The organism is Cellvibrio sp. GW822-FHT04B05 (assembly GCF_058800985.1).
Window position 1 is genome coordinate 353,678 of record NZ_JBXAMU010000003.1, and the last position, 16,620, is coordinate 370,297.

At 48.7% G+C, this 16,620-nt stretch carries 17 protein-coding genes; 9 read left to right on the forward strand and 8 right to left on the reverse strand.

What is annotated here, in order from left to right:
• The first annotated feature begins 1 nt into the window (after position 1).
• From AC1RJL_RS11430 to AC1RJL_RS11445, 4 genes are all read left to right on the forward strand, one after another.
• Entirely contained in the window at positions 2–1,273 is a 1,272-nt protein-coding gene (locus tag AC1RJL_RS11430) for a M48 family metalloprotease (RefSeq protein WP_492914042.1), read from the forward strand.
• A 158-nt stretch (positions 1,274–1,431) separates the two neighbouring features.
• Positions 1,432–1,836: an acyl-CoA thioesterase gene (locus AC1RJL_RS11435; protein WP_492914044.1), complete on the forward strand. Its 405-nt coding sequence runs from the start codon at positions 1,432–1,434 to the stop codon at positions 1,834–1,836.
• Between the two features lie 263 nt (positions 1,837–2,099).
• Positions 2,100–2,660 (forward strand): cytochrome b, encoded by a 561-nt coding sequence (locus AC1RJL_RS11440; protein ID WP_492914046.1) that lies wholly within the window; start codon positions 2,100–2,102, stop codon positions 2,658–2,660.
• A gap of 95 nt (positions 2,661–2,755) precedes the next feature.
• The gene (locus tag AC1RJL_RS11445; protein ID WP_492914048.1) at positions 2,756–3,334 is read left to right on the forward strand and encodes a YceI family protein; all 579 of its coding nucleotides are present in this window, start codon (positions 2,756–2,758) and stop codon (positions 3,332–3,334) included.
• 163 nt (positions 3,335–3,497) lie between these two features.
• Here the strand turns inward: AC1RJL_RS11445 and AC1RJL_RS11450 are convergent, their stop codons facing one another.
• Both AC1RJL_RS11450 and AC1RJL_RS11455 read right to left on the reverse strand, forming a co-directional pair.
• Positions 3,498–4,355 (reverse strand): nucleotidyl transferase AbiEii/AbiGii toxin family protein, encoded by an 858-nt coding sequence (locus AC1RJL_RS11450; protein WP_492914050.1) that lies wholly within the window; start codon positions 4,353–4,355, stop codon positions 3,498–3,500.
• Entirely contained in the window at positions 4,352–4,825 is a 474-nt protein-coding gene (locus tag AC1RJL_RS11455) for a type IV toxin-antitoxin system AbiEi family antitoxin domain-containing protein (protein WP_492914052.1), read from the reverse strand. The genes AC1RJL_RS11450 and AC1RJL_RS11455 overlap by 4 nt, the downstream gene beginning before the upstream one ends.
• A gap of 207 nt (positions 4,826–5,032) precedes the next feature.
• Between AC1RJL_RS11455 and AC1RJL_RS11460 the strand changes: the two genes are divergently transcribed.
• Positions 5,033–5,344: a DEAD/DEAH box helicase gene (locus tag AC1RJL_RS11460; RefSeq protein WP_492914735.1), complete on the forward strand. Its 312-nt coding sequence runs from the start codon at positions 5,033–5,035 to the stop codon at positions 5,342–5,344.
• Positions 5,345–5,479: 135 nt separating this feature from the next.
• Here AC1RJL_RS11460 and AC1RJL_RS11465 read toward each other — a convergent pair whose 3' ends face one another.
• The gene (locus tag AC1RJL_RS11465; protein ID WP_492914054.1) at positions 5,480–6,349 is read right to left on the reverse strand and encodes a YicC/YloC family endoribonuclease; all 870 of its coding nucleotides are present in this window, start codon (positions 6,347–6,349) and stop codon (positions 5,480–5,482) included.
• A gap of 169 nt (positions 6,350–6,518) precedes the next feature.
• Here AC1RJL_RS11465 and rph point away from each other — a divergent pair, with 169 nt between their 5' ends.
• Entirely contained in the window at positions 6,519–7,241 is a 723-nt protein-coding gene (gene rph / locus AC1RJL_RS11470; protein WP_492914056.1) for a ribonuclease PH, read from the forward strand.
• 54 nt (positions 7,242–7,295) lie between these two features.
• Here the strand turns inward: rph and AC1RJL_RS11475 are convergent, their stop codons facing one another.
• From AC1RJL_RS11475 to AC1RJL_RS11495, 5 genes are all read right to left on the reverse strand, one after another.
• The gene (locus AC1RJL_RS11475; protein WP_492914058.1) at positions 7,296–7,907 is read right to left on the reverse strand and encodes an energy transducer TonB; all 612 of its coding nucleotides are present in this window, start codon (positions 7,905–7,907) and stop codon (positions 7,296–7,298) included.
• A 438-nt stretch (positions 7,908–8,345) separates the two neighbouring features.
• Positions 8,346–9,194, reverse strand: coding sequence for a methylenetetrahydrofolate reductase [NAD(P)H] (gene metF / locus AC1RJL_RS11480; protein ID WP_492914060.1), 849 nt, complete (start codon positions 9,192–9,194; stop codon positions 8,346–8,348).
• 166 nt (positions 9,195–9,360) lie between these two features.
• Entirely contained in the window at positions 9,361–10,731 is a 1,371-nt protein-coding gene (ahcY, locus tag AC1RJL_RS11485) for an adenosylhomocysteinase (protein ID WP_492914062.1), read from the reverse strand.
• A gap of 129 nt (positions 10,732–10,860) precedes the next feature.
• On the reverse strand, positions 10,861–12,015 hold the full coding sequence (gene metK / locus AC1RJL_RS11490; protein WP_492914064.1) for a methionine adenosyltransferase: 1,155 nt from the start codon (positions 12,013–12,015) through the stop codon (positions 10,861–10,863).
• A 152-nt stretch (positions 12,016–12,167) separates the two neighbouring features.
• Positions 12,168–13,193, reverse strand: a complete 1,026-nt coding sequence (locus tag AC1RJL_RS11495; RefSeq protein ID WP_492914066.1) for a metalloregulator ArsR/SmtB family transcription factor — start codon at positions 13,191–13,193, stop codon at positions 12,168–12,170.
• A 395-nt stretch (positions 13,194–13,588) separates the two neighbouring features.
• Between AC1RJL_RS11495 and tkt the strand changes: the two genes are divergently transcribed.
• From tkt to AC1RJL_RS11510, 3 genes are all read left to right on the forward strand, one after another.
• Positions 13,589–15,592, forward strand: coding sequence for a transketolase (gene tkt, locus AC1RJL_RS11500; protein WP_492914068.1), 2,004 nt, complete (start codon positions 13,589–13,591; stop codon positions 15,590–15,592).
• 125 nt (positions 15,593–15,717) lie between these two features.
• Entirely contained in the window at positions 15,718–16,302 is a 585-nt protein-coding gene (locus AC1RJL_RS11505) for a nucleotidyltransferase domain-containing protein (RefSeq protein ID WP_492914070.1), read from the forward strand.
• Positions 16,289–16,615, forward strand: coding sequence for a hypothetical protein (locus AC1RJL_RS11510; protein WP_492914072.1), 327 nt, complete (start codon positions 16,289–16,291; stop codon positions 16,613–16,615). The genes AC1RJL_RS11505 and AC1RJL_RS11510 overlap by 14 nt, the downstream gene beginning before the upstream one ends.
• Positions 16,616–16,620 lie beyond the last annotated feature (5 nt).

Below are 16,620 nucleotides of genomic sequence, written 5' to 3' on the forward strand. Positions count from 1 at the left end.
TATGAAAAGCCTTTCCCTTATTCTTGCCCTGGGCATTTTTGCCCTTCCCTTGGCCGGGTGTGTTGTTAACCCGGTAACGGGTAAAACCCAATTATCCGTCATGTCGCCCGAGCAGGAAGTTGCCGCCGGTGCACAAAACTATGCTCCCGCCCAGCAATCGCAAGGCGGTCAATACACAGTTGATCCGGCGCTGACAGCTTATGTGCAGCGAGTCGGAAAAAAACTGGCGGCGGTGAGTGATCGCCCTGACCTGCCGTACGAATTTGTTGTGCTTAATAATGATGTACCCAATGCCTGGGCAATGCCCGGGGGCAAGCTGGCCTTTAACCGGGGTCTGCTGATTTATCTGCAAGATGAAGCGCAACTCGCGGCGGTAATCGGCCATGAAATCGTCCACGCTGCTGCACGCCACGGTGCGCAACAGCAGACCCGAAATGTATTGATGGGTGCGGGCGTATTATTGGCCGGTGTCGCCATTGCCGAAAAGAAACCGGAATACGGTGCGCTGGGTGTAGGTGCCCTGGCAGTGGGTTCGCAAGCATGGCAAGCCAAATACGGCCGCAACGATGAATTGGAATCGGACGAAGTGGGCATGAAATATATGGCCAAAGCGGGTTACGACGCGCAAGCCGCTGTTGAGCTGCAGGAAATTTTTGTGAAATTGTCTGAAGGCCGCAACTCCGGATTTATTGAAGGCCTGTTTGCCAGTCACCCGCCATCACAAGAGCGTGTTGCCAGGAATCGCCAGCATGCAGCGAAATATCCCGGTGGTGTGCGCAACAAAGAGGCCTATCAAAAAGCCATTTCACAGCTGACCAAAGATAAAAAAGCCTATGAAAATTATCAAAAAGCGCAAAAGCTGGCGGGCGAGAAAAAATACATCGATGCATTGTCCTATGTTGATCAATCCATCGCCCAGCAACCGAAAGAAAATTTGTTCTGGGAAATGAAAGGCCAATTATTGTTGCAACAAGATAAAACCAACGACGCCGTCGCCGCGTTGGATCGTGCAATCCAGGTCAACCCAGGTTATTTCAAGCCTTATGTGTTCCGTGGTATTGCCTATAACCAGTTAAAGAAAAATGATCTGGCAGAAAAAGATTTGCTTACCAGCCAGCGCTATTTGCCAACGCAAATCGCCGCTTACTACTTGGGTGAAGTGTCAGTTGCCAAAGGTGATCGTGCGCAAGCTGCCAAGTATTACCAGCAAGCGGCTGAAGGTGGTGGCGAAATTGGTGAGGCAGCGAAAGGGAAGTTGGGTAAATTGCAGTAATTAATTAGTTTGAAAAATCCCGCGTAAGGCAACTTGCGCGGGATTTTTTTTGCCACTGTAAACTGATCAATCTCTTTTTCATTTCCGGATTTGATGTGTGTGGATTATCGGGTGCGTGGCGCTATACTCAAAGCCTCACGCGTTTTCAGGACCTGCCCATGCAAATTTTCAATGCAACTCCCACCGGCACCATTGCCTTGCAAACTATCACCATGCCTGCCGATACCAATCCATTCGGTGATATTTTTGGTGGTTGGGTTATGGCGCAAATGGACATCGCTGGCGCGATCCATGCCAACGAAGTTGCGCAGGGGCGTGTTACAACAGTTGCTGTGGGCAGTATGGTATTTATGCGGCCGGTGCCTGTAGGCGCTATTATCAGTTGTTATACCAGCACCCTGCGTATTGGCAACACATCCATCAGGGTAAAAGTGGAAGTGTGGATCAAAGATTTTCTCACGCACCAGATCAGCCAGGTAACGCAAGGCGAATATGTTTACGTGGCAATCGATGAACAGGGACGCAAGCGTCCGGTGTTAAAAGGCCCGCAACATCCTGTTTAACATCACTGGAATTTGGATAATAAAGAACGAGTAATTCGATAGGTTTTTCGATAAAGAATTGATGTTGTTGTATTGCTGGTTCGTAACTTACTGAAAAATAAAAATTTATCGCGTTAAACCTTTCTTTACGTCCCAATGTCGGCCAAGTCACTGCAAGTGCGCAAGACTCTCGTGATACTGTAATTTATTCGCATTACTGTTATCTTCGTCTCACTGTGTTAACACATAACATCGACAAAAGATTCGTAACCAAGAGGCAAGGCATGTTAAAGGACTCCCGCAACGGCTATGGTTTAATTTCCATTGTGATCCATTGGGTCAGTGCAGTCTTGATCCTCTTCCTGTTCGGTTTGGGCATTTATATGACCGGCTTGAGTTATTACGATGACTGGTATCACAAAGGCCCGGAGCTGCATGTGAGTCTGGGTTTGATCGTATTATTGATAATGTTGGTGCGAGTAATGTGGCGCATTATTAATCCGACACCAGTAGATCTTTCTAACAAGCGTGTACAAAATCTTGCGGCAAGATTCGTCAAACTTGTTTTCTATGTACTTATTTTTATTGTGTTGGTGACTGGCTATTTAATTACTACTGCCGAGGGTCAGCCGGCGAGATTATTTGATCTCATTAAATTCCCGGTGATAACCGAATTAAGCTCAAAAAATGTCGATATTGCCGGTGCCCTGCACGAATATTTGGCTTGGGGCATTGTTCTACTCGTGGTACTCCATACCGCCGGTGCACTTCTGCATCATTTTGTTATGCGCGACCGCACGCTGGTACGCATAATAAAACCGGTGAAAAAAACTGATCTTTTGTAAATGTAAATAAACCAATACCTCACTTTATTTATTAATCGCAGTATCCATTCAACAGCAGTATCAACAACAATGATTTATCTCAAAGGAGTTTATTCATGTTAAAAAAATCTCTTCTTGCCCTGGCTGTTAGCAGTATCGGTATTATGAGTTTGCCAGCCATGGCTGACAATTATGTGATCGACACCAAAGGCGCGCATGCGTCGATCAACTTCTCAATCAAACACTTGGGTTACAGTGTATTGACTGGCCGCTTTGATACTTTCTCTGGTGAATTCAGCTACGATCCAGCCAAGCCGGAAGCAAGCACAGTGAATGTGACTATTGATACTGCCAGTATTAACTCCAATCACGCTGAGCGCGACAAGCATTTGCGCAGCCCGGATTTTTTGAACGTAGAAAAATTTCCTAAAGCAACCTTCGTAAGCAAGAAAATCGTTCTCGATGGTAAAGATGAATTCGATATCGTTGGTGACCTGACACTGAATGGTGTTACCAAAAGCGTTACGATAGAAGTGGAAAAAGTAGGCGAAGGTAAAGATCCATGGGGCGGCTATCGTGCAGGCTTCTCAGGTGAAACCACAATCAATCTGAAAGACTTCAACGTGAAAATGGATCTGGGGCCAGCATCGCAGTCTGTTAAATTGGAATTGGAAGTAGAAGGTATCAAGAAATAAATTTTCCTGATGCGTTAAAAAGGAGGCTTTTGCCTCCTTTTTTATTTTATTCGATATTCTGCACCTGTTTGTAGTGTGGATTAAATAAACTCATATAAATCAATATATTAATTAAATTTAATTGCCCAAATATGGCTTTCCTGCCACCACTTCTGTCACCACATTAATGGTGGTAAGATTTTTCCAGCAACGGCCAATAAATAGCTGCCAATTCCTTAACTACTTCAGCTAAAGGCGGTGCTTCTAGTTGGCTTCGTTTCAGAAACGCACTCCACTGTTGAGCCTTTTCAGTAGCGTAACTTTCAGTGAGCCCGACTGGGATTGTAGCGGGTAACGATGTTTGCCGTCGCTCAAAGGTAGCGGCAATCGCCTTCGGTAAAACAGCATGGTCGATTTGCTCCGCTGTCGATAAAACCCACAAATCAAAATAATCTTTCAAGCGAGTATTGAAGCTGGCCAATTTAACCAGCGCTTCAAGTTTTTCCGCTACCACTGTCTCTAATGGATAGACGCGCAATACAGGCGCAGGCAGATCCAATAGTGTTGGAAATTCGCTGGAAGCTGCTGAGGGTGTTATCGCATCACCAAACCCAATGTCGCACTGGATAGGTATGCGGGCGTTATCCAGGCTCGCTTGTAATTGAACGCGAATGCCCGGATAACCGGCGGCTTTTCTGATCGGTTCTGCGGTGATGGATTCAGCTAAAAAAATCAGGCCGTCTTCCACATTCGCTTCTGTTAGCGTTACAAAAATAATTTTGATTTGCTCGGGGTCGGCCTCACCGAAGCCAAGGAAATCTATATCTCGCGTAGGGCGCTGGGGCAAATCAAACCAGAGCCTGAACAGCAACGCACCTTTGAGCACAAAACGGTCGGCATAGTCAGAAATGGACAGCCGATAGAGCAGCCTCTCAAGCGCAAAATTTACCAATACCTGTTGAAAGGGTTCGTTGTGTGCCTTGGAAAAATTAAGCAGTTTTTGCCGAATGGAAGCAGCCAGATTGCCAATATTTTTAGTCATGCGATCAATGCCTCAACATAAGGCTTTAGCACCTTTTGCACCCTGCAAATTTTGGCCATTGCGTCTAGCTCGACAAGATCCAGTCGGTTGCTGGCCCAAGCATCTTTCAAGGCTTCCAGCGCGACATCCAGCCCAACACGGTTACGGAACTTGAAGCAATCCGCAATCGTTTTTTCAATGGAAAACACGCGCAGTTCACCTCCCTCCACTGCATGCACTTCCACCCCGCTGCTTAGCGCCTCTTCCCCCATGTGAACCCATTCAAGGGGTGGATAATCGCTTTGCTTGCGCCAGGCATTGCTTGCAACCGCCACCCATACAGCTGGCGGTGATTGGGTGCCCAACTGGTGGAAAGCAAGCGCCGAGACCAGACAGATCACCCCATTAGGCACCAGATGCTGGGCAGCGAGCCAAGGGTTCTGGTGCTGGTTGTCTTCCGCCAACTGGTAGAGCCCACGCCCAACCTTCACCACAAACCCCTCTTGCTGCCACCGTTGCAGTACCCTAAAAGCTTGGGCATGGCTTAGCCCAAGGCGTCTAATAAGGTCGCCGGTCGGGTGAACCTTTCCTTTTTCTAGAGTGGCATAGGGTTGGAGGAGTATCATATGAGACAAATCTATGCAGTTAATGTAATATACATAGGTTACTCTCATTTGGGCTGAAAGTAACATTTTCCTATCGGGCAAGAATTAGAAAAATTTCTTGGTTCTTATGGCGATAAAAAACCTGTCACATTTGCCCGCTATACCGGCCAAGACGATGATGCAACTCGCCACGCAATAGCAGATAACCCGCCGGATATAATCCTGACTAACTTTATGATGCTGGAATTGCTGATGACACGTCAGGATTCCATTGATAGGAAAGTTATGTCTGCTGCAAAAGGATTACAGTATTTAGTATTGGATGAACTTCACACCTACAGAGGTCGCCAGGGGGCAGATGTTGCAATGCTGGTTCGGCGCGTCCGCGAATCGCTTAACCCATGAGTATCGTGCATAGGAGCCTCTGCAACCATGGCAAGCGAGGGAAATCGCGCTGCAAGAAATTTAGCGGTTGCATCGGTTGCAAGCAAATTGTTTGGCGTACAAGTAAAATGTAATTTCATGAGATCGCATGAGATATCACTCAATATTCTGCACCTGCTCCCGCATTTGTTCGATCAATACCTTCAACTCCACTGCCGCTTGAGTGGTATCGCTCACGACCGATTTTGATGAGAGGGTATTGGCTTCGCGATTTAATTCCTGCATTAAAAAATCCAGCCGGCGGCCGAGGGAATCGGTTTGTTTCAGGCTGCGTTTGACTTCGATGACGTGAGTGTCGAGGCGATCCAGCTCTTCATCTACGTCGGCTTTTTGCGCGAGCAACACAATCTCTTGTTCAAGGCGCTCCGGGTCTAATTCCACTTGCAATGCAGCGAGTTTGATCTGCAATTTTTCGCGTTGTGCTGCAAGTATTTCAGGCATGCGCGCCCGCACGTTGGCGACATGTGCAGAGACACTGGCGAGGCGGTTGATAATTAATTGCTCAAGTTCTGCACCTTCGCGTGAGCGGTGTTCGATCAGGCCTTCGAGTGCCGAGTCAAATAATTCCAATGCCGCTTTGTGCATTTGCTCGCGATCCAACTCCTGTTTTTGGATCACCCCGGGCCAGCGCAAAATATCCAGTGAGTTCACCGGTGCAGCAACCGCGCCGAGCAGGCCATTGATCTGCTGGGCGGCTTTGGTCAGTTGGGCGACTTTTTGCAAGTTGATTCCCAATTCAGACTCGCCCTCCTGTTCCCATTGCACGCTCAGGCTGGCTTCGACTTTGCCGCGCTGCAAGGCTTTGCGCATGGCATCGCGCAGATGGGGTTCAATTTCACGGAAATCTTCAGAGAGGCGGAAGCTGGGTTCGAGGTAGCGGTGATTCACACTGCGGATTTCCCATACCAGTGTACCCCAGGGGAGTTTGGCTTCACGGCGGGCAAATCCAGTCATACTACGTGGCATAAGGGCTCCTGGAACTAAGTCATTCTATGAAAGGTGGATACTGCGTGGGGGCGGTTACTTCTACGGGTGAGAGCTGGTAGAGTTCCCTTGCACATTACATTCATTAACAAATGGGGGATGGTAACACACCTTCCCGGCTATTCATTTCCAGTAGTAAGGATTCCTTTTTATGCAACGTCCAAGTGGCCGCTCGCCCGACCAATTACGTCCTGTTCGCCTCACTCGCCGCTACACCAAACACGCCGAAGGCTCGGTTCTGGTCGAGTTTGGCGATACCAAAGTTATCTGTACCGCCAGTGTGGTCAATTCCGTCCCGCCCTTTTTGCGCGGCCAGGGGCAAGGCTGGCTTACCGCTGAATATGGCATGCTGCCACGCTCCACCGGCACCCGTATGGATCGCGAAGCTGCGCGTGGTAAACAGCAAGGGCGCACTGTCGAAATCCAACGTTTAATCGGCCGCTCGCTACGTGCGGCGGTGGATTTAACCGCGCTGGGCGAAAATACCATCCACATCGATTGTGACGTTATTCAGGCGGACGGTGGCACGCGCACTGCGTCGATCACCGGTGCCTGGGTTGCTCTGGCTGATGCGATTAACTTCCTCAAAGCGCAAGGCAAGGTAACCGGCGAACCGCTCAAACGCGCGATTGCCTCTATCTCGGTGGGAATTTATCAGGGTGTACCGGTACTTGATCTGGATTACCCCGAAGACTCATCGGCCGATACCGACATGAACGTGGTGATGGGCGATGACGGTGGCATTATCGAAATCCAGGGCACCGCCGAAGCCGAGCCATTTACCGAAGCGGAATTCGCCGCAATGTTGAACCTGGCTAAAAAAGGTATCGCGCAGTTGAATGCATTGCAGAAGCAGGCGTTGAGCGCAGATTGATTCGTCTTGAATTAATCAATTAAACAAGGAGACATTGTCTCCTTGTTTATTACCTCAATTTAACTGGCGTTTTGTATTTTCAATTTTCCAAACCAGGTTGGTTTGATGCCAACAGGCAATAGCTCTGTTGCTCTCCATGCAGGGGCTGAATCGCCAATTATTTTTTGCGTGTTTGATCGCGGCTTGATCGAGTCGCAATGAGCCGCTGCTTGATACCAGTTCGACATCGGCGACGCGGCCATCTTCAGTGATATAAAGCCGCAAGCCAGTTGCACCCTCTTCCCCCAAACGAATTGATGCGGCCGGATAATCCGGTTTACTTGCCCGCACAATTTTGGGTTTGGTGATTGTTGATACTGGCTCCGTAATAACAGGATCGGTGCTTACTGTAATGGTATTGGTTGATTCGCTGGGCATAACGGCGACATTATCCGGCATTATCATCGCCATTTGTGACTGTTGAATGATGGGCTCTATGGGTGCCGGTGGCTGTTGTTCTATTGGTACTGGCTCAACTATCTTGATTTGGACTGGGGTTGGAAGGAACGCGATAATTCCGCCGCCCATATTGCTCAACAAGCACCACATTATCAGGATATGAAATCCAATCACAAACAAAATGCCTGCGGATTTTTGTTGGGTATTATTCTGCGCGTAATAAGACATAACGTGTTTACCACCTTCGTTTATTTACCTTTAAGGGCTCATGAAGATACAAACAGTCATCACCTCGGCTTTTGCATTCCTCACTCACCGGGTTAACACCGCCGCAAAAAATTGCTTTGGTAATTTGAGTTAGGCGGGTAATAGCGGTGTGGACCTAGAGGACGAGAGAGTTTATGGATAAGTTACGCCAAACATGTTAAGCGCGTAAAATTTGCGGAAAAATCGCTGTTATTTTTATGTGGAATTTACGTGAGAAATTTAAAGGCCACCCATGAACAGCGGTTTTTTAAATTTCCCATCCGTAGGGGCGCTGCTTGCTGCGCCCTGTTTCTGCGCCCAATTATAATCAGCGATCGGACGCGGCAAGCAGCGCCCCTACAATGAGAAGGTTAATTGATGTGATAACACAAAAGTTTTGAAACGTTTTGCAGAAAAATATTATTCGTTAGGGATCAATCCCAAGTTTTTCACAATCTGTGCCGTGGGTTCGCTTTGGTTCATGGTGTAGAAGTGCAAACCGGGTGCTTCATTTTCTAACATGACTTCGCACAGCTCGGTAACCAAATCTACGCCGAATGCTTTCAGGCTGGCATCGTCATCGGCATAGTTTTCCAATGCTTTGCGCAACCAACGCGGAATCTCTGCACCGCAGGCGTCGGAGAAGCGGGTTAAATTTTTGTAATTGATGATTGGCATAATGCCGGGATAAATCGGCTGGGTAATGCCTGCTTTTTTGCATTGATCAATAAAATAAAAGTACGCGTCCGGATTGAAAAAGTATTGGGTGATTGCACTGTTAGCGCCTGCATCAAATTTGCCTTTCAAATAATTGATGTCAGCATCGTAGCTTTTGGCCTGCGGATGAATTTCCGGATAGGCCGCTACTTCCAAATGGAAATGCTCACCAAAATGCTTGCGGATAAACGCAACCAATTCATTTGCATACACTAACTGGTAGGCACCACCCACGCCCGACGGTATATCACCGCGCAGTGCAACGATGCGATCCACACCCGCCTCTTTGTATTCTTGCAACAGGTTTTTGACCGCAGCTTCATCATCGCCACCAAATGACAAGTGCGGCGCTATACTGATACCATCGGCTTTAAACTGGGTAACTATGCCTTTGGTGTTGTCGCGGGTTGAACCGCCAGCCCCGTAAGTAACAGAAAAAAAGTCGGGCGCAAATACATTTAATTGGTTACGCACGTTGATGAGCTTTTCTTTTCCCTCTGCTGTTTTGGGCGGGAAAAATTCAAAACTTAAACGCGGTTGTGAGTCGTTCATAATGTTGCTCTGTTGTAGGTTGGGGTGAGGAACGAACCCCAACACAATTAACGCAAATAAATATGCAAAACGATAAAGTTGATTCGAATGTTTGAATAAGCATTATCGTAAATGGCGAGTTTGTCATGTTGGGGTTCGTTCCTCACCCCAACCTACGGTTAATCAATTAATATTTGTAAGATTCCGGTTTGAATGGGCCTTCAGCATCTACACCGATATATTCGGCCTGGTGTTGGGTCAGCTTGGTAATGACGCCACCAAAACCTTCCACCATATCGCGCGCAACTTCTTCGTCGAGCTTCTTCGGCAGCACACGCACGTATAAATGCTCTGCTTTTTGTTCTGCTGGCAGGTCAGCAAATTTGCGCTCGTACAAATAAATTTGTGCGAGAACCTGGTTGGCAAAAGAACCATCCATAATGCGCGATGGGTGACCGGTAGCATTGCCCAAATTCACCAGGCGACCTTCTGATAACAGAATCAAATGATCGTTAGTGGCTTTGTCGCGATAAATTTTATGGACTTGTGGTTTAACTTCTTCCCATTCCCAATGTTTGCGCATAAAAGCAGTATCAATTTCGCTATCGAAATGGCCGATATTACATACTACGGCGCTGCGTTTTAACGCACGCAGCATTGCCGAATCACACACGTTAACATTGCCGGTAGTGGTGACTACCAAATCGGTGGTGCCGAGGACGATGTGGTTAATATCGTCGTATTTACCAGTGTTGATACCATTATTGTATGGCGACACAACTTCGTAACCGTCCATGCAAGCTTGCATCGCACAGATTGGATCTATCTCGGTGATTTTAACAATCATGCCTTCCTGACGCAGTGATGCAGCAGAACCTTTACCCACATCGCCGTAGCCAATAACCAATGCTTTTTTACCGGCGAGCAAATGGTCGGTGCCACGCTTGATTGCATCGTTCAAGCTGTGGCGACAACCGTATTTGTTGTCGTTTTTACTTTTGGTCACTGCATCGTTCACATTGATTGCAGGTACTTTTAATTGACCTTTTTTCAGCATGTCGAGCAGGCGATGAACACCGGTGGTAGTCTCTTCCGAAATACCGTGAATGGTAGCGAGCATCTGCGGATATTTTTCGTGCACGATCTGCGTTACATCGCCACCATCATCGAGAATCATGTTGGCTGCCCAAGGCTTGCCATCTTTATTGATGGTTTGCTCAATGCACCACCAGAATTCTTCTTCGGTTTCGCCTTTCCAGGCAAATACCGGAATGCCTGCAGCTGCGATTGCGGCGGCTGCGTGATCCTGGGTCGAGAAAATATTGCATGATGACCAGCGCACTTCTGCACCGAGTTCAACCAGTGTTTCAATCAACACGGCGGTTTGGATCGTCATGTGAATACAACCAATGATTTTGGCATCGGCCAAGGGTTTGCTGCTTTTGTATTTGCGACGCAGCGCCATCAGTGCTGGCATTTCACCTTCAGCAATTTCAATTTCTTTGCGGCCCCAGTTAGCCAGGGACATATCGGCAACTTTGTAGTCGGTGAAGCTCATCTTTTTTTCCTTTTGTGGTTGCGTAGGTTGGGCAGCAATGCCCAACGCAATTAACGCGGAAATCTTTTTTGTTGGGCATGTATGTTGGACATGTAGGTTGGGCATTGCTGCCCAACCTACGGGTAATTCTTAAAGCGCTTTCTTCAACACATCAGCCTTATCCGTTTTCTCCCAGGTAAAATCGGGAAGCTCGCGGCCAAAGTGACCGTAAGCAGCAGTCTGGCGATAAATCGGGCGTTTCAAATCCAGCATTTCAATCAGGCCGCGCGGACGCAAATCAAAGTGTTCGCGAATCAAATCAATAATTGCTGCGTCGGCAATTTTTCCAGTGCCGAAAGTATTGATTGAAATAGAAGTGGGTTCAGCAACACCAATGGCGTAGCTCACCTGGATTTCCAAACGGTCTGCCAAACCTGCCGCAACAATATTTTTTGCAACGTAACGACCGGCGTATGCAGCGGAGCGGTCTACTTTTGATGGATCTTTACCGGAGAATGCTCCACCGCCATGGCGAGCCATGCCGCCGTAGGAATCCACAATAATTTTGCGGCCGGTCAAACCGCAATCACCCACAGGACCGCCGATAATGAATTGGCCGGTCGGATTGATGTGGTATTGGGTATCTTTATGCAGCCACTCGGCAGGCAACACGTGTTTGATAATTTCTTCACGCACAGCTTCGCGAATATCAGCCTGGCTTACGCTGGGTGAATGTTGGGTTGATAAAACAACAGCATCAATTGCAACCGGCTTACCATTTTCATAACGTAAGGTTACCTGGCTTTTTGCATCGGGACGTAACCAGGGCAATACATTACTTTTGCGCAAATAGGCTTGACGCTCAACGAGACGGTGTGCGTAAAAAATCGGTGCTGGCATCAATACGGACGTTTCGTTGGTGGCATAACCAAACATCAAACCCTGGTCGCCAGCACCTAAATCTTTATCGTCGGCTTCATCTACGCCCATAGCGATGTCGGACGATTGTTTGCCGATTGCATTTAATACAGCACAGCTTGCGCCATCAAAACCGACATCGCTGGAGTTGTAGCCGATATCCAGAATTACCTGGCGAATCAAATCTTCCAGATCGACATAAGTGGAAGTGCGCACTTCACCTGCCACAATTGCCATGCCGGTTTTTACCAGCGTTTCCACCGCAACGCGCGCGTTGGGATCATCTTTTAAGATTGCATCGAGCACGGCGTCAGAAATCTGGTCAGCCAATTTATCGGGATGGCCTTCGGAAACGGATTCGGAGGTAAAGACGGAATATTCGGACATGATTTTTTCCTTTGTTGAAAACGCAAATAATCTAAAAAAATTTTACCCCCTCCCAGCCTCCCCCTTTGCAAGGGGGAGGGGCTTTACTCCCTGTTTAAGTCGGAGTCGGATTTATTCCTCCCCTTTTCAAGGGGAGGGTTAGGGTGGGGTTGTTAAAAATTCATTGGTTTAAAAAATTGGCGCAATTGGATTTGGAAACCATTGCGCAAGGCAAAGTACACACTTTGGCCTTCATCCAATTTCGCTGCTTGCGCCCAGCGCGAAAAATCCTGCGGTTCAAAGCCCTGCCATAAATCGCCGCAGGCGTCGCGCGCCCAGGTTTGTTCGTGGCGACAGAGATCGCATATCAGCAGCGCGCCGCCCGGTGCCAGTACATTGCTTAAATCCTGGAAAATATCGGCGGGCGATGGCGTGTGGTGCAGCACCATGTTTACCAATATGCAATCAGCCAATACGTTGTGGCCGATTAAGCTTTGCGTTTCGCCGTGGATAAATTCGATATTGCGCAGGTTTTTTTCACTGGCAAAGGCGCGTGCTTTATCGAGCATATTGGCGGCTATATCGAGTGCAATCACCTGATTGAATTGTTGCGCGAGCACCGCTAAAAATTCGCCTTCACCGGGGCCGATTTCAAGCGCAAGTTTTTTATCGCGCAAGGCAGTGTTGTTGAGCAGTTGCGTCATCTGCTCGGCGTACACCGGATAACTGGCAATCAAATCTTGCTGCGCGCGGAATTTGTCGGCGTTCTCGCTAAAAAAAGCCTGCGCGGCCTGGCTGCGTTCTTGTTGCAATTCGCGGATGGGTTCGCGCAAGTGATCGGCAATTGGCAGTGTGTCTACGGTTGCAAATAATTGTTGCTGTAATGCGGCGAGCGGATGATCGGGTGCTAAATAGGCGCGGCGATAAAAAATCGAATTGGCTTCGCGGCGCGAACTTAATAAACCCGCATTGTTGAGCACCTTGAGATGATGGCTCATACCCGATTGTTTGATTGAGAAAATCCGGCACAGCTCCAGTACGCCGAACGAATCCTGGCTGAGTACCCGCAAGATCTCCAACCGTAATGGATCGCCGGCCGCTTTCAACAGGTTGGCAAGCGGGCTAAGCGGTGTTTCCAGTTCGACTATATCGGTGAGAACCGGTAATGCGCTGGTGTCACTGTGTAGAGGTTTATTCATTGCAGGGTCATTTGGCGACAAGTGCTGTGCAGTCTAGCAGTACAAAAAACCTATATCAAAATATTTTGATATAGGCTCTATGCTTTTTTGCGAGGAATTGCTCTGAAGATGGTCAATTTCGTTTGGTGCGATGGGTTTTCATGATTAATTGTGACTATCAAGTCTGTTATTCCTTTACGGGCGGCGCGCGCTGGGCGAAAATGCCAGCCCATTTTGTCCCCAGCGACGGCGGCTGGAACCCAACGACACAAAAGCCCACCAGAGGCCTGTAAATAAGTGGCAATTGCCCATTAGTGCTTTGCAACCCCAGGGTGCCCCTGACTCGCTACGGCTCAGGCTTGAGCGCGCCCACCTACAACAGCAATCAACTTATACGTTAAGGAGCCTTGAGTTTCATGCCAACTCGCCAACATCTTGCCAATGCAATCCGTGTCCTCTCGATGGACGCCGTTCAAAAAGCTAACTCAGGCCACCCGGGTGCCCCTATGGGTATGGCGGATATCGCCGAAGTTCTGTGGAATGACTTTTTACAACACAACCCGCAAAATCCTAATTGGGCTGATCGAGACCGTTTTGTATTGTCCAACGGCCACGGTTCCATGCTGATTTATTCTCTATTGCATCTGACCGGTTACGCGGTTTCTATCGAAGACTTGCAGCAATTCCGTCAATTGCATTCCACCACCCCGGGTCATCCCGAGCGCGGTTACACCCCTGGTGTTGAAACCACCACGGGTCCCTTGGGCCAAGGTATCGCCAACGCCGTGGGTATGGCGCTGGCAGAGAAAGTGCTGGCGGCGCAATTCAATCGCGATGGCCATGACGTGGTTAATCACTTCACCTACTGCTTCCTCGGCGACGGCTGCATGATGGAAGGCGTCTCCCACGAAGCCTGTTCCCTGGCCGGTACTTTGGGCTTGGGCAAACTGATCGCTTTCTACGATGACAACGGTATTTCTATCGATGGCCATGTTGAAGGCTGGTTTACCGATGACACGCCCAAGCGTTTTGAGTCCTACGGCTGGCATGTAATTCCAGCGGTTGATGGTCACAACCCTGATGCAATCAAAGCTGCAATCGAAGCAGCGCGTGCTGAAACCGGCAAGCCAACCCTGATCGTTACCAAAACCGTTATCGGTTTTGGCTCGCCGAACAAACAAGGTTCACACGATTGCCACGGCTCACCACTCGGTTTGGAAGAAGTGGCGTTGGTGCGTAAAACCCTGAACTGGGAATACGAGCCATTTGTGGTTCCAGCGGATGTGTACGAAGGTTGGGACGCAAAAGCCAAAGGTGCTGCCGCAGAAAAATCCTGGGGCGAAAAATTTGCAGCTTACCAGGCTGCTCATCCGGAATTGGCCGCCGAATTTGATCGCCGTGTTATTAAAGGTGAATTGCCTGCCGACTTCGCTGCAAAAGCAGAAGCGTTTATCGCTGAGACCCAAGCCAAAGGCGAAAAAATTGCGAGCCGTAAAGCATCGCAAAATACCATCGCTGCTTTCGTTGAGTGGTTGCCGGAAATCCTCGGTGGCTCCGCTGACCTCGCCGGGTCCAACCTGACTTTGGTCAAGAAGTCCAAAGGCGTAGAAGCGGGCGATGCGAGCGGTAACTATGTCTATTACGGCGTGCGCGAATTCGGTATGAGCGCAATCATGAACGGTGTGTCTGCCCACGGTGGTTTTATCCCTTACGGCGCCACCTTCCTGATGTTCCAGCAATACGCGGCCAACGCCGTGCGTATGTCGGCGCTGATGAAATTGCGCAACGTATTTGTCTACACCCACGACTCCATCGGCCAAGGCGAAGACGGCCCGACTCACCAGCCAATCGAAGTACTCGGCACCCTGCGTTTGACGCCAAACCTGGAAACCTGGCGCCCGGCGGACAGCACTGAATCTGTTGTCGCCTGGAAAGCGGCGGTTGAGCGTAAGGATGGTCCCGCGGCATTGGTATTCAGCCGTCAAAACCTGGATTTCTTTGCGCGTACTCCAGAGCAGGTCGCCAACATCGCCAAAGGCGGTTATGTGCTGATTGATTCCGTGGGCGAGCCAGAAGCAATCCTGATCGCCACCGGTTCAGAAGTTGGCGTGACTGTGAAAGCAGCAGAAGCACTGAAAGCAAAAGGCCGCAATGTTCGTGTTGTCTCTATGCCATCAACATCTGTGTTTGATCAACAAGACGTTGCCTACAAAGAATCCGTATTGCCAATCAGCGTAGGCGCACGCGTTGCGGTTGAAACTGCACACGCTGACTACTGGTACAAATACGTTGGATTTGATGGCCGTATCGTCGGTATGACTACCTTCGGGGAATCTGCACCAGGCAACAAACTGCTGGAACACTTCGGCTTCACGGTTGATAACATCGTCAGCACAATTGAAGAGTTGCTGGAAGACTAAGTAAGCAAAACACCCGGCGCGAGTCGGGTGTTTTGTTTTGCAGCATAGTTTGTGTCGGCTTGACGAGTGAAGCCAAAAAAGCTACAAATGTAGCTAAATTTGCTACATTTTGGCGGCACCTAACGATGAACTCCCCACTCGCTGATTTGCTCTTTAAAGAATATCGCCGCCGTGTGCTGGGGCTGTTACTGCTACATCCTGAGCAGGCCTACCATGTGCGTGAAATTGCGCGTTTGACTGGCACAGTCGCGGGTACGCTGCACAAAGAGTTAAGCAAGTTGGCGGATACCGGGCTGCTATTGAAAATGGCGCAGGGCAATCAGGTGAGTTACCAGGCTAATCGCAACAGCCTGATTTTTGATGAGCTTGCCAGTATTTTGCGTAAAACATCGGGTATTGCGGATGTACTTGCAGAGGCACTGGCTCCGCTTGCACAGCAGATTGATTTTGCGTTGGTGTTTGGCTCTGTAGCCAGTGGTAAGGCCAGGGCTGATAGCGATATCGATTTATTGATTGTTGGTCGCGCGGGTTTTGGTGAAATCGTCAAAGCACTTTATTCCGCACAGCAGCAATTGCGAAGGGAAATTAACCCCAAGTTATATTTGCCGGAAGAATGGCAATTGGCGCTGCTTGAGCGCTCTGCATTTGTACGTGAGTTGCTTGAAAAACCGGTTATTAAAATCATAGGAGACATGGATGACACTGGATAATCTGGTTGGTATCAGTTTGGAACCTATAGAGCCTGATTCATTAACCATCAGGCGTTTATTGGAAGCAGCAAAACGCAATATTCAGGATTCGCATTTATCTGGCTTGAGCAATGTAAATCGTTTTGACGCTGCGTATAAAGCGATTATGCAAATAGCGAATGCTGCACTGCAAACGCGCGGTTTTCGTACCTTAACCAGCAAGCCAGGACATCACCAAACCATGATTCAAAGTTTGGTGAAAACGTTGGGCGTCGATTTTGAAACGGTGATTGTGCTCGATGCATTGCCCAAGCAGAATTGTTATTCGGCATAGCTCTC

Coding starts and splice junctions, on each gene's coding strand:
- AC1RJL_RS11430 (WP_492914042.1), top strand. CDS start 2: ATGAAAAGCCTTTCCCTTATTCTTGCCCTGGGCATTTTTGCCCTTCCC.
- AC1RJL_RS11435 (WP_492914044.1), top strand. CDS start 1,432: ATGCAAATTTTCAATGCAACTCCCACCGGCACCATTGCCTTGCAAACT.
- AC1RJL_RS11440 (WP_492914046.1), top strand. CDS start 2,100: ATGTTAAAGGACTCCCGCAACGGCTATGGTTTAATTTCCATTGTGATC.
- AC1RJL_RS11445 (WP_492914048.1), top strand. CDS start 2,756: ATGTTAAAAAAATCTCTTCTTGCCCTGGCTGTTAGCAGTATCGGTATT.
- AC1RJL_RS11450 (WP_492914050.1), bottom strand. CDS start 4,355: ATGACTAAAAATATTGGCAATCTGGCTGCTTCCATTCGGCAAAAACTG.
- AC1RJL_RS11465 (WP_492914054.1), bottom strand. CDS start 6,349: ATGCCACGTAGTATGACTGGATTTGCCCGCCGTGAAGCCAAACTCCCC.
- rph (WP_492914056.1), top strand. CDS start 6,519: ATGCAACGTCCAAGTGGCCGCTCGCCCGACCAATTACGTCCTGTTCGC.
- AC1RJL_RS11475 (WP_492914058.1), bottom strand. CDS start 7,907: ATGTCTTATTACGCGCAGAATAATACCCAACAAAAATCCGCAGGCATT.
- metF (WP_492914060.1), bottom strand. CDS start 9,194: ATGAACGACTCACAACCGCGTTTAAGTTTTGAATTTTTCCCGCCCAAA.
- ahcY (WP_492914062.1), bottom strand. CDS start 10,731: ATGAGCTTCACCGACTACAAAGTTGCCGATATGTCCCTGGCTAACTGG.
- metK (WP_492914064.1), bottom strand. CDS start 12,015: ATGTCCGAATATTCCGTCTTTACCTCCGAATCCGTTTCCGAAGGCCAT.
- AC1RJL_RS11495 (WP_492914066.1), bottom strand. CDS start 13,193: ATGAATAAACCTCTACACAGTGACACCAGCGCATTACCGGTTCTCACC.
- tkt (WP_492914068.1), top strand. CDS start 13,589: ATGCCAACTCGCCAACATCTTGCCAATGCAATCCGTGTCCTCTCGATG.
- AC1RJL_RS11505 (WP_492914070.1), top strand. CDS start 15,718: ATGAACTCCCCACTCGCTGATTTGCTCTTTAAAGAATATCGCCGCCGT.
- AC1RJL_RS11510 (WP_492914072.1), top strand. CDS start 16,289: ATGACACTGGATAATCTGGTTGGTATCAGTTTGGAACCTATAGAGCCT.